Genomic DNA, 11,748 nt, shown 5'->3' with positions numbered 1-11,748 from the left:
GTGAGTGCCCACACAGATTGCTTGATTCAAATTGTTAAAGAGCGTCACGCTTATCGCGTTGAGGAGGCGCATATTACGCTCCTCACTTCGAAAGTCAAGCGATTGTTTTCGCTTTTCTTTCGGCGCCCACTTCACGAGGAAGCTGGCTTATCAGTCCGGCGTGTTGTGCCGTGCTGGTAGGGGCGCATTATAGGGAGCCAGAGCGCGATGACAAGGGCTTTTTTGTCATTGTTGTTCGTTCGCTCAGTTCTACAGCAAACCGGTCTTTTTTCGCCCATAACCGTATCGATTTCGGTATTCCCTGGATTTAAATTGAACATTTGAAAAGCCACTTTATAATTGGCATATCAGATGTCACATTAAGGTTGCACCATGCACCAGATCCTCGATAGCCATAAAGAAGAGCGGATACTCCCCCTGTTTCGTTTAGGGTTCAGGCCCTTCTTCCTGCTCGGCGCGCTCTTTTCCTGTCTGGCCATGCTTGGCTGGCTCGGGCAGCTCAACGGCTGGCTCCAGTTGCCCGGGCTCTCCAACCCCGTCTGGTGGCATGCCCATGAGATGTTGTTCGGCTTCGGTGCATCCATAGTCGCGGGCTTCCTGTTGACCGCCGTCCAGAACTGGACCGCTCACCCCGGCGTTCGTGGCTGGCCCTTGGCGCTGGTCGTGGGACTATGGGCGCTGCCACGATGCATGCTGCCCTGGGTGGGAGAGGATAGTGTCGTCCTGATGGCTGCAGATCTGGCCTGGCTACCGCTCTGCGCCTGGTTCCTCGCCAGACCCATCATGATCACTCGCCAGTGGCGCAACCTCTTCTTCGTGCCACTGCTCCTGATATTGACCCTGCTCAACGGCGCCAGCTGGCTGTGGCGGGACGACTGGATCGCCATGGAGCATTTGCTGATCACGACAGTGCTGCTGTTCACGACCCTGATCGCCGTGATGGGGGGGCGAGTCATCCCCTTCTTTACCGCCAGAGCCACAGGCACGGAAAAAGCCGTTCCCCTGCCATGGCTGGAGCGCGGCGCCCTCGCCTCCCTGTGGCTGATCATGCTGCTCTGGTTGTTGCTGCCCACAGCGTGGACAACCAGCCTTTATATGGTGCCTCTATATATAGTGGCGGCGAGCCTGCATCTGTGGCGACAACTGCGCTGGCAGCCCAAGTCAACGCTCTCCCATCCCCTGCTGTGGTCACTGCATCTGGCTTATCTCTTCATCCCTCTTGGTCTGCTCGCCCTCTCGGCTCAGGCCGCAGGCTTGCCCATCACGCTCTCGGTCGCCAGCCACCTGTTCAGCGCCGGCTGCATAGGAACCATGATCCTGGGGATGATTGCCCGGGTGTCCCTCGGCCACAGCGGCAGGGCGCTGCGGGTGGGGCGCAGGATCACGGCGGCATTTGGCCTCGTCATACTGTCCGCCCTGCTCCGGGTATTGATCCCGCAACTCTGGCCCGCCTTTACCCTGGTCGGCTGGAACCTGAGTGGCTGGAGCTGGATCGCGGCCTATGGCCTGTTTGTCTGGGTCTATGCCCCCATCTTGAGCCAGCCCAGGGCCGATGGACGCCCAGGTTAATCAGCGGGAACTCGTGGCGGGGTAATGGATCAGGTTATGGAAGACGGCGGGGGCTCTCCCCAGATTACGGTAGCCATGGGGGCGGTCGGCGGCGAAGCGCACCGCCTCCCCTTGCTCGAGTGAACGCCACTCCCCTTCGATCAAGACCTCCATAGCGCCGCTGATGACGATGACGTGCTCGGTGACCCCAGGCTCGTGGGGCTCTGATTCCCGCTGATAGCCGGGCAACAGGGTGAGCTCGAACAGCTCGAAACCAAAGCGGCCTTCATAGGGGAATAGCGGCGCCACCTGCATGCCCTCTCCCGCCGGTTGCTGGCGGATCGCATCGGCAACCCGATAGAGGGTCTTCTCACTCTCAGTCGGGGCCGGCTCGATGAAGCTGGAGAAGGAGACCCGAAAGCCGGTGGCGATCTTCCACAGGGTCGCCACCGTCGGGCTGGATTCTCCCCGCTCTATCTGCCCCAGCATGGCCTTGCTCACCCCGGTCTCACGGGCGGCCACATCCAGGCTCCAGCCCATCTCACCGCGCAACCCCTTCAGCCGCTGGGCCAGATGTTGATTCATCTCCTGCATGTTTTCCCCTTGAATGTTGTTTGACCACCTTGTGCGCTATAGCGCACATCGCTATAGTCAAAGCCGTATTGTACGTAATAACGCACAAGCTATCAGCATCCAACAAGGAAGTGTCATGCCCTTTGCCCTACCTCATCTGGCCGCAGGCCTGATCGCCGTGCTGGTCGGTTACACCAGCTCGGTCGTACTGATCATCCAGGCCGCCGCCGCCGCCGGGGCCGATGCAGCCCAGGTCTCCTCCTGGCTATGGACGCTGGGGATCGGCATGGGGGTGAGCTGCATCGGCCTCTCCCTCTATTATCGCGTCCCGGTGTTGACCGCCTGGTCCACCCCGGGGGCCGCCCTGCTCATCACCAGCCTAGGCAACTTCAGCCTGGGGGAGGCCATAGGTGCCTTCGTGATCTCTTCCCTGCTGATCACCCTGTGCGGGATCAGCGGCTGGTTCGATCGCCTGATGCGCCATATCCCGGCTCCCCTGGCCGCGGCCATGCTGGCCGGGGTCCTGCTCCGCTTCGGGCTGGATCTGTTCAGGGTGGCACCGCAGGATCCCCTGCTGCTGGGGGCACTGTTATTGGCATTTCTGATCGGTCGTCACCTGTGGCCACGCTATACCATGGTGCTGGTGCTGGCGACCGGCATGCTGCTCTGTACCCTGAGGGGTGAGCTGCAGCTGAGCACAGTCCACTGGCAACTCTCCAGCCCGGTCTGGATCACACCGACATTCTCCCTGGACGCCTTGCTGGGCATAGCCCTGCCGCTGTTCCTTGTCACCATGACGTCGCAGAACATGCCCGGCATCACCATACTGCGAGCCCACGGCTATCAACCTGCCACCTCCTCCCTCATCACCTGGACCGGCCTGACCGGTCTGCTGCTGGCCCCCTTCGGCGGCTACGCCTTCAACCTGGCCGCCATCACGGCCGCCATCTGCATGGGCAAGGAGGTGGATCCCGATGCCAACCGCCGCTGGCCCGCCGCAGTCTGGGCAGGTTGCTTCTACCTGCTCACCGGTTGCTTCGGCGCCACCGTGGTGGCCCTGTTCAGCGCCTTCCCCACCGCCCTGGTCACCTGCGTGGCCGGTCTGGCCCTGCTCGGCACCATAGGCAGCAGCCTGCACAGTGCGCTGCAACAGGATGAAGAACGGGAGGCGGCGCTGCTGACCTTCATCATCACGGCGTCCGGGATCAGCCTGCTCGGCGTCGGCTCCGCCTGTTGGGGGCTGCTGGTCGGCATAGGGCTATATAGCGTCAACCGGCTGCGTGCCTGACCTGACCATTTGGGGAGACTCCAGTGAGACGCTGCACATAATTCGGCAAACATGGTTCACAGTTGAAACCAATTGCCGTCTAGTGAGGCCGGGGTGCATATCCTTCCCAGGATGCGCCTCCTCAGACTCACCACTGGAGAACAAGAATGAGGAATCAGGCTGTCATTGTATTACTGGCCATGCTGGGCGCCAGCGCCCAGGCCGCCGACGCGGATCGGGAGCTGGCGCGCGAGCTCGCGCTGCAACAGAAGAACCTGCTGCCCCTGCTCGGCAATCAGCAGTACCAGGCCCCGCTGCCCAACCTGCTGCAGAAGGCCAGCCCAAGGCTGAAGCGCCAAGCCACCGACGCCAACCTGGCCGCCATCGATCGGCAGGGGCTGACGGGGGAGGTCAAGCAGCTGATGCAGCTGCGGCTGGCCAACCCAGAGCAGGCCGATGCGCTGAAGCAGGGTGTCGAGCCGCTGATCGCCTATGTGCCGAGCGGCGATGAGCAGAGCTGGAGCGCCATCGAGGCCTTCGACGGCGCCGGCAACCCCGTCTACCTCGACGTGAACCAGGCCCCGGCACGACCGGTTCTGGTGGTGGAGGCCGATCCCGTCAAGGCCAAGAATGCCGGTCTGAAGGTGATGCGCAGGGCACTGGCCGAGGCGGACTTGCAGTGTGCTCCCCGTGTCGCCAACAGCACGGCGCCACTCAAGACCAGCATCTTGAAGAAGATCCGGCTGAGCGATGATCAGGAGCCCTGGCTGCTCGGTGCCGCCGAGGTCTATGCCGTGGTGGCCGGGGTCAATCCCAGCCGGGACGAGCCGGTGGTGGACATAGTCGACATGCCCTACCTCGACTATGACAACACCGACTACAGCCCGAACCAGATACTGGTGTACTGGGATCGCTATCGCTGGGGCGCCGTCGACCTCGTCATGATGGAGCAGGATGACAACGTCAACTACAAGGAGCTCAGCGCCCTGCTGATCGAGGCGCTCAAACTCGGCTTCACCGCCGGTGGCGTGCCGGAAGCCCTGCCCTTCCTCGACCTCGGCGGTCGCATCGTCAAGGCATTGCCCGACTCCTGGATGACCAACAACGACGACTACCTGGATACCTTCTACACCCTGGAGCAGGACCAGAGCTATCAACAATATCCCGGCGCCGCCGGCAATGCCGTCATCACACTGGAGCCCAAAGAGATCCAGCCGACCCGGCCCTGACGCACGGCCATAGCAAAAAAGCCAATGAGGTGACTCATTGGCTTTTTTTCTCTCTGCGGCAAGCAGGATCAGGCCTGGCCTTTGGGCCTCACACCCAGGGTATGGCAGATGGCGTAGGTCAGCTCGGAGCGGTTCAGGGTATAGAAGTGGAAGTCCTTCACCCCTTCCTGGCTCAGTACCCGCACCTGATCGATGGCGATGCTGGCCCCCACCATATTGCGAGTAGTCTGATCGTTGTCCAGCCCCTCGAAGCGCTGATGCATCCAGCGCGGGATCTTCACGTTGGTGAAGCCGGCGAACTTGGCCAGGGTCTGGTAGTTGGAGACCGGCAGTATCCCCGGCACGATTTCGGCATCGATGCCGATGGCGGCGCAGCGATCCCGAAAGCGCAGATAGGTCTCAACGTCGAAGAAGAACTGGGTGATGGCGCGGTTCGCACCGGCATCTATCTTGCGCTTGAGGCTCAGCAGATCGGACTGCGCGCTGCGCGCCTCGGGGTGACCCTCCGGGTAGGCGGCAACCGAGATGTCGAAATCGGCCTCGGACTTGAGCAGGGCGACCAGGTCGGTGGCATACATGTCGGGTTTGTCGACACCGGGAGGCAGGTCACCGCGCAGGGCGACGATGTGGCGGATGCCGCTGTTCCAGTAGTCGCGGGCTATGGTGCGCAGCTCGTCACGGCCGGCATCGATACAGGTCAGGTGCGGCGCGGCGATGAGGCCGGTGCGCTCCTTGATGTCCTTGATCACCTTGTGCGTACGATCCCGGGTACCGGAGTTGGCGCCATAGGTCACGGAGACGAACTTGGGTTCCAGCACCTGGAGCCGCTCGATGGATTGCCACAGGGTGTTTTCCATCCCTTCGCTGTTGGGCGGGAAAAACTCGAAGCTGACCGAAATGTTGTTACCCAAATCCGCCAGACTCTGGTTGAGTGCTTCAACCTGACGCGCGCTGTGAAATCCCATCTGTTCTCTCCCTGTCCTGCCACCGGTTCCTCTACGTCAAAACGGATGTTTGGACGTCTAAACGTCTTGCTATCTTTATGACAAAACCGATCAAAGTCAACACCGATTTGCGGCCAGATCCTGTCTCGCCAGTTTTTTTATTTGGCAATTCAGCATAAGTAACGATTGGCCCCCATCCCAAAATGGGCCTAGGCAGGCTATGATGCGGGCGGATCGTCCTGGACGTTCTGAATCTGCGTGTGATTGTTTGGCCGGGTCTTCCCGGCCTTTTTTTAACTTATTCCCCCAACCTGCCGATAATCGATTGAGTCATCAGCAGGAGCCCCACCATGGAAGATCACCCCGGCTTTGCCACCGATTTACTGTTCGATCGCTATCAGGGCGAGGTGACGGATCATGACAGGTTCTGGGCCGTCAAAACCCCGACCGCTCCGGATTACTACTTCGGCAACTATCTGCTGCTGCCGACCCCGCCCAGCGACCGCGACAAAGGCTGGCTCGAGGCCAGCTTCGACCAGCTGATAGGTCAGGATCCCGGGATCCGGCACCGCACCTTCCAGTGGCCGCTGGCCGAGGGACAAAATAGCCGGGTCGCCGGCTTCGTGGCGGCGGGTTACCAATACATGGAGTGCGTGGTGCTGGCGCTGGACGAGTGCAGCTGGCAAGCACCGGCCGGGCCGACTGTCGGCCCTGCCCGGGCCTTCGATGCCGCCGACTGGGATGACTGGCTGGCGCTGGAGCTGGATGAGCGCGACCCCGGCCATTCGGAAGCAAATTATCTGCCCTATCTGCAGTCACGGCGCCGCCTGTATCAGGCCATGATCGCCGATGGACTGGGGCAATGGTGGGGGATCTGGCAGCAAGGCAAGCTGGTCGCCAGCTGCGGGCTGTTCTTTACCGGCAATATGGGACGTTTTCAGCTGGTGCGCACCCGCCAAGATTGGCGCAATCGCGGGCTCTGCCGCCAGCTGCTGAGCCAGGTTGCGCGCCTGGGACTGGCGCAGGCCGAGCGCCTCATCATAGTGGCCGATGAGCACTACCATGCCCAGCGAGTCTACCGCTCACTGGGCTTCTCACCGGTGGCCCGCATCGGCAGCCTGTGCCGCTGGCACTTGCCTCAATAACAGATAGAAATGAAAACGGGAGGCGATGCCTCCCGTTGTTTATGCTACTTCAAGTCACTGCTGCGGTGTTTCCAACTCGTTGGACAAGGCTTGCTCGACCTCGGCCGAGGGGGTCGGCAGTGGTGCCATCGCCGCCGAGGCGATCGGGGTCATGGCCGGCGCCGCCTCGGTGGAGGCGGGCAGCGTCGCACCGGCCGCCGACGGGGCTACGGCGGCATCCCCCGGGGTAGTGGGAGCGGCGACAGGAGTGGCCGGGGCCGCACACTGACACTCCTCTCCCCTGGCTTGCTCCGTCTGATGAGGGGGATACCAGCCCTTCAGCCCTTGCTCCAGTTGCTGCGCCGCCGCCAGGGGGGCCAGCTTGCCAAGCAATACCCCCTGACTCACCTCAGCCAGCTCATCCCCTAGCTTGGGCGTGCCGCGAGAGAGGATCTGGGTGGCAACCCGGATGGTGGAGTCACACTGATCCCGCCACTCCATCATCTCCTTCGCCGCCGGGTTGGTGACCTCGAAGAAGTGGTTGGAGAGGGAGAAGAACCCGGGCAACGAGTTGGTATAGAGCTCGGCAAACTGGGAGGTGGTCAGCCACTGCAGGAAGGCCATGGCCGCCTCCTTGTTCTTGCTGGCCGGGTTCATCCCCATGCCGATGTCGGTGTGATCCGTGAAGAAGCAGCCGTCACCCTGTTTCGCAACCGGCGGGCGCATGACGCCGAAGTCGACCTTACCGGTGAAGGGAGCTATCTCCCAGGAGCCGGCCGCGTAGAAAGCGGCCTTGCCGGCGGTGAAGAGCGCGTTGGTGGTGGCGTAGTCGCGGCTTTCGCCCCCCTCCCCCAGGTAGGAGCGCCAGCCGGCCAGCTCCTCGAACACCTTGACGTATTGCGGGTTGTCTAGCCGCTCCTGGCCCGCGAGCAGCGCCAGCCGGCCATCCTCCCCCTTCCAGTAGTTCGGGCCTATGTTCTGGAAGCCAAGCTCGGAGGCGACCCAGCTCTCGGATCCACTCATGGCCAGCGGTACATAGCGACCATCCGCCTTCACCTTGTCGAGGGCGGCGAAGAAGTCGTCGCGGGTCTGCGGCACCGAGAGGCCCAGTTCGCTGAAGATCTGCTTGTTATAGAAGAAACCGTGAATGACGGAGGCCATGGGCACGCAGAAGGTCTGGGCCCCGGAATCCGTCTGCCAGGGGGATTGGGCGAAGCTCGGGAAGTTCTCCATCCCGGCCATCTCGCTCAACTCCGCCAGATGACCGGCCTTGAACAGGGCCAGGGAGTCATCGAACGGGCGACAGGTGATGAGGTCCCCCGCCTTGCCCTCCTTCAGGCTGGTCCAGAGCGTCGGCATGTAGTCGACGTTCTGCACCCCGTTGAACTTCACCTGGATGCCCGGATGGGCCGCCTCGAAGGCGGGGATGATCTTCTCCTCCCACAGGGCCTTGTCATCTATCCGCCAGCTTTCGATCACCAGCTCACTGGCCATCAGCTGGCCACACAACAGGAGACTCAGGGCCCCGATCCACTTGTTAGCCATAAGTCCTCCTACACCTTGAAATGCGCGATCAATTGCTGCTGTTTGGCCACCAGATCCGCCAGCACGTCACTGCTGCTGGCCGATTCCCGCGCCTCCCGCTCGGTCTCGTAAGCCACGTCGGCAATCCCGGCGATGTGACGGGCGACCCCCTGGCTGACCGAGATCTGCTCCTGGGCCGCATGGGCCACCTGATCCGCCATCGACTTGATGGCGCTCATCCGCTCTGCGATGGATTGCAGTGCCAGATCCATCTCGCGGGTCTGCGCCACGCAGTGGTGGGTCTGCTCCTGGCTGCGGCCCATCACCTCCACCACCTGCCGGCTCGAGTTCTGCAGGTTCTCGATCATGGCCTGGATCTCCTCGGTCGAGGTCTGGGTCCGGTTTGCCAGCGCCCTCACCTCGTCCGCCACCACGGCAAAGCCGCGGCCGGCATCACCGGCCCGTGCCGCTTCGATGGCCGCATTCAGTGCCAGCAGGTTGGTCTGCTCGGCAATGCTGCGGATCACATCCAGAATGCTGCCGATGTTGTTGCTGAATTCCCCCAGCTTGTGGGTGATGCCGACCGCCTCCTCCATGGCGCCTGCCAGCTGTTCGGTGATCTGGCGCGTGGTCGCCACCTGCTTGCGACCGGCGCGAGCCTCCTCGTCGGCCAGATCCACCTCGCGCTTGGTACCGTCGGTGGAGCGGGCCACCTCGGTGGCGCTCACTTCCAGCTCGGTGATGGCGGCGGCGACCTGGTCGGTCTGGCTCTTCTGATCCTGCACCCTGGACATGGCGCGCTCGCTGATCTCGGCGGCGCGGCTCGCCTCCTCCACCAGATGGCGGGAGCCGGCGTTGATCTGGGAGAGCAGCTCCCCCGTCTTGTCCGCCAGGGTGTTGATGGAGCGGGTCAGGCTGCCGAATTCACAGCGGCTCTGGTAGTCGATGCGCCGGGTCATGTCCCCGGTGGCCATGCGATCCAGTGCCCGATCGATCAGATGCAACGGGCGCTGTATGCTGCGCGCCGTGGTGTAACCGATGATGAGCGCGGCGGCGGCGGAGATGGCGGAGACGATCAGGATCCAGAAGCTGGCACTGCTGACGGCGTCATCGGCACCGATCCGGCTCTGGCTGGCGATGCTCCCCGCCGACTTGCCCATCTCGTCCAGTAGCGCCAGGCTGTTGACCAGGCTGGTATCGAGCTGCTGGTTCAGGCCCTGCAACGAGGCGGCGAGCTGCTGGGCATGGCGCATGGTGGCCAGCAGCCCCTGCGGGCCGAGCGCCAGCTCCTGCATCCTGTCCAGATTGACGATGAAACGCTGCCTCACATCGTCGGGCACCAGCACCCGCTCGAGCCGCTTGCGCGCCATCTCTATATCCTTGGCGAGCACCTTCTCCAGCTCGTTGAGGTCTGTCTTGGCGTCGGCCCGACGGATGTTCTTCAGATCCCGTGCTATGCCGGAGGTGATGAGTTCGGCCTTGTTGCGCATGGAGCGCTTGCTGGCGGTCTGCTGCAACAGCAGATCGGCGGCCCACTGATAGGTGTCTTCCAGCCGGATAAAGGCCAGCTCCAGCTCATGACGGCGATCGAGAGCGGCTATCCACTGGCCATGCTGAGCCAGCACCTGATCCGCCAGGCCGTAGAAGCCCTGGGTGGCGGCTTCCACCTGGCGGAAGTGCGCGTTGGCCTCCGCCACCCCGGTGAACCTGGCCATCTCCTTGCTCAGTGTGACGAACTGCCCCTGCTGCGCCTTGAACTGGCTGGCCAACTGCGGCAACTGGGCCGCATCTTCACTGGTTCTGTAGGTCAGCACCCAGCGGTTGCTGTCCTGCAGCGCACCCTTGAGCCCGGCGACGGCGATCACCAGAGGGGTGGCGCGATCCGACACCTGGGACAGCCCCTCGTTGATGCCCCGGATCTTCAAGATACTGATGAAGCCAAGCAGGACCAGCAGCAACAGCATCAGCACAAATCCGGCGATGATCCGCTGCACGATAGATAAACCCATAGAGACATCCTCACTCGTTGGGAAATTGACGTGGACGCAGAGACTATCGGCAGGGGGAGGCGATGGGAGAGTAGCAAGTGGGGCTAATAACGGATGAGATCACGAATAATGCCCAGTTTCGGACAGAAAAGGGCCCGAACAGAGCCGGGCCAAAGAGACGTACATGTTGATATCGGCCTTGAGGCGGCCGACCTCTCAACTCATCAGAAGCGGTAGCCGACGCCGACCATGAAGGCGACCGGATCGATGGAGGTATTGATGGTACCCACCGCGGTGTGCACCTCGGTGTCTATGTCCATGATCCAGGCGGAGGCGTTGACGAACCAGCGATCATTGATCGCCATGTCCAGACCCACCTGACCCGCCAGTCCCCAGGAGGAGTCGACATTGACATCCGTCCCTGCCAGCGCACCGCGCCCCTCTTCATCGAAGAACACCGTGTAGTTGATGCCGGCACCGACGTAAGGACGCACCTTGCTGTTGGCATCCCCGAAGTAGTACTGCGCCATCAGGGTCGGTGGCAGGTGTTTGACCTTGGCGACCTCGCCCAGCCCCGGCGTCGATACCGAGTGAGAGAATGGCGTGGCGGCCAGCAGCTCGACCCCCCAGTTGTCGGTGAGCATGTAGGAGAGGGTCAGCCCCAGCTGCATGTTGCTGTCGATATCCAGCTCGCCCGTGCCCAGCACATCGTCACTGCTGGTCTGGGGGGAGACAAATGCCAGGCCACCACGAACCAGAATATCGCCGGCCTGGTGAGCCATGGCGACGGGGGAAGCAACAACGGCTGCGATCAGCAGAGGAAGGATCTTTTTCATCACGTATTTCCTTTTTGTTTTCGTTCTATGTTGTAAGCCCGAAAACTATAAAAGGATGTGAATGAACGGTTATTGATTTAGCTCAATAGTTATCAAGAAATAGATGGATGTACGCAATAGCTTTAATTGGTGGCAAAACAATCAACAAATAACAATTTATCCTTATAAAACAATAAAGTAAAAAGCATTGGCGTTATATGACCTCCATATAAATACAAACCAAATACACCTTTGAACCCTTAAAAACCCCGTGCAGTAGTTGTTTAACACGCATTATCCGCGTATTTTATTAAAGCAATGTAGCCGAGCTGTAATTTAATCTTTATGAAACCACAAACACGCAGAGACAAAATCATCGGCATCCTGGCCGCCGTCTGGGGCATAGGCTCCTTCCTGTTTATCTTGCTTGGCTTTGTTTTCGCCCTCGCCTTCCTGATGCTGGTCCACTGATCCCTTCTTTTTTCGACCCTGCCGGCACCTCGGCTGCTGGCGGAGATCGGGTGACCCCGTTTTACCCTCGCTCAAAACGCCCTGACTGGCGATCCCCTGATCTGCAATCGCAAGCAGTGGTGGCGAGCGGGCTGCGCGCTGTCTAGTCCTGAAATAGGTTTACACATTTTCGTCTAGCTTCACGTGACTCAGAACCCCCGATGTACCGCATCGGGGGTTCTGTATGTCAACGTATGATGCGGTCGCTCCAGGTTGTAAATATCCA

The 11,748-nt window shown here is 61.3% G+C and carries 10 protein-coding genes; 4 read left to right on the top strand and 6 right to left on the bottom strand.

Annotation, left to right across the window (positions count from 1 at the left end; genetic code table 11):
* Window positions 1-372: 372 nt before the first annotated feature.
* Window positions 373-1,569, top strand: coding sequence for an NnrS family protein (locus MM194_RS21465; protein ID WP_241344931.1), 1,197 nt, complete (start codon window positions 373-375; stop codon window positions 1,567-1,569).
* Here MM194_RS21465 and MM194_RS21460 read toward each other — a convergent pair whose 3' ends face one another.
* Entirely contained in the window at window positions 1,570-2,142 is a 573-nt protein-coding gene (locus MM194_RS21460) for an XRE family transcriptional regulator (protein WP_241344930.1), read from the bottom strand.
* A gap of 115 nt (window positions 2,143-2,257) precedes the next feature.
* On the opposite strand from MM194_RS21460, the gene MM194_RS21455 reads away from it, so the two are divergent.
* Both MM194_RS21455 and MM194_RS21450 read left to right on the top strand, forming a co-directional pair.
* Window positions 2,258-3,409 (top strand): benzoate/H(+) symporter BenE family transporter, encoded by a 1,152-nt coding sequence (locus tag MM194_RS21455; protein WP_241344929.1) that lies wholly within the window; start codon window positions 2,258-2,260, stop codon window positions 3,407-3,409.
* A 146-nt stretch (window positions 3,410-3,555) separates the two neighbouring features.
* Window positions 3,556-4,617: a DUF3103 family protein gene (locus tag MM194_RS21450; RefSeq protein WP_241344928.1), complete on the top strand. Its 1,062-nt coding sequence runs from the start codon at window positions 3,556-3,558 to the stop codon at window positions 4,615-4,617.
* A gap of 68 nt (window positions 4,618-4,685) precedes the next feature.
* Here the strand turns inward: MM194_RS21450 and metF are convergent, their stop codons facing one another.
* Window positions 4,686-5,582 (bottom strand): methylenetetrahydrofolate reductase, encoded by an 897-nt coding sequence (gene metF / locus MM194_RS21445; RefSeq protein WP_033129783.1) that lies wholly within the window; start codon window positions 5,580-5,582, stop codon window positions 4,686-4,688.
* 329 nt (window positions 5,583-5,911) lie between these two features.
* On the opposite strand from metF, the gene MM194_RS21440 reads away from it, so the two are divergent.
* Window positions 5,912-6,706 (top strand): GNAT family N-acetyltransferase, encoded by a 795-nt coding sequence (locus MM194_RS21440; RefSeq protein WP_241344927.1) that lies wholly within the window; start codon window positions 5,912-5,914, stop codon window positions 6,704-6,706.
* A gap of 54 nt (window positions 6,707-6,760) precedes the next feature.
* On the opposite strand, the gene MM194_RS21435 is transcribed toward MM194_RS21440, so the two are convergent.
* The 4 genes from MM194_RS21435 to MM194_RS21990 form a co-directional block, all read right to left on the bottom strand.
* Complete coding sequence (locus MM194_RS21435; RefSeq protein WP_241344926.1) at window positions 6,761-8,230, bottom strand: ABC transporter substrate-binding protein; 1,470 nt, start codon at window positions 8,228-8,230, stop codon at window positions 6,761-6,763.
* A gap of 8 nt (window positions 8,231-8,238) precedes the next feature.
* Window positions 8,239-10,218: a methyl-accepting chemotaxis protein gene (locus MM194_RS21430; RefSeq protein WP_241344925.1), complete on the bottom strand. Its 1,980-nt coding sequence runs from the start codon at window positions 10,216-10,218 to the stop codon at window positions 8,239-8,241.
* Between the two features lie 203 nt (window positions 10,219-10,421).
* Window positions 10,422-11,033, bottom strand: a complete 612-nt coding sequence (locus tag MM194_RS21425; protein ID WP_033129779.1) for an OmpW family outer membrane protein — start codon at window positions 11,031-11,033, stop codon at window positions 10,422-10,424.
* Between the two features lie 315 nt (window positions 11,034-11,348).
* Window positions 11,349-11,480, bottom strand: coding sequence for a hypothetical protein (locus tag MM194_RS21990; RefSeq protein ID WP_274518494.1), 132 nt, complete (start codon window positions 11,478-11,480; stop codon window positions 11,349-11,351).
* Window positions 11,481-11,748 lie beyond the last annotated feature (268 nt).

The sequence above is a fragment of the Aeromonas sp. MR16 genome (assembly GCF_022549315.1).
In the GTDB taxonomy this organism is placed as follows: domain Bacteria; phylum Pseudomonadota; class Gammaproteobacteria; order Enterobacterales; family Aeromonadaceae; genus Aeromonas; species Aeromonas aquatica.
This window is presented reverse-complemented; position numbering and strand designations above follow the sequence as displayed.

Bases quoted from the DNA above. Each gene is read 5' to 3' on its own strand.
- MM194_RS21465 (WP_241344931.1), top strand. From the start codon at position 373: ATGCACCAGATCCTCGATAGCCATAAAGAAGAGCGGATACTCCCCCTG.
- MM194_RS21460 (WP_241344930.1), bottom strand. From the start codon at position 2,142: ATGCAGGAGATGAATCAACATCTGGCCCAGCGGCTGAAGGGGTTGCGC.
- MM194_RS21455 (WP_241344929.1), top strand. From the start codon at position 2,258: ATGCCCTTTGCCCTACCTCATCTGGCCGCAGGCCTGATCGCCGTGCTG.
- MM194_RS21450 (WP_241344928.1), top strand. From the start codon at position 3,556: ATGAGGAATCAGGCTGTCATTGTATTACTGGCCATGCTGGGCGCCAGC.
- metF (WP_033129783.1), bottom strand. From the start codon at position 5,582: ATGGGATTTCACAGCGCGCGTCAGGTTGAAGCACTCAACCAGAGTCTG.
- MM194_RS21440 (WP_241344927.1), top strand. From the start codon at position 5,912: ATGGAAGATCACCCCGGCTTTGCCACCGATTTACTGTTCGATCGCTAT.
- MM194_RS21435 (WP_241344926.1), bottom strand. From the start codon at position 8,230: ATGGCTAACAAGTGGATCGGGGCCCTGAGTCTCCTGTTGTGTGGCCAG.
- MM194_RS21430 (WP_241344925.1), bottom strand. From the start codon at position 10,218: ATGGGTTTATCTATCGTGCAGCGGATCATCGCCGGATTTGTGCTGATG.
- MM194_RS21425 (WP_033129779.1), bottom strand. From the start codon at position 11,033: ATGAAAAAGATCCTTCCTCTGCTGATCGCAGCCGTTGTTGCTTCCCCC.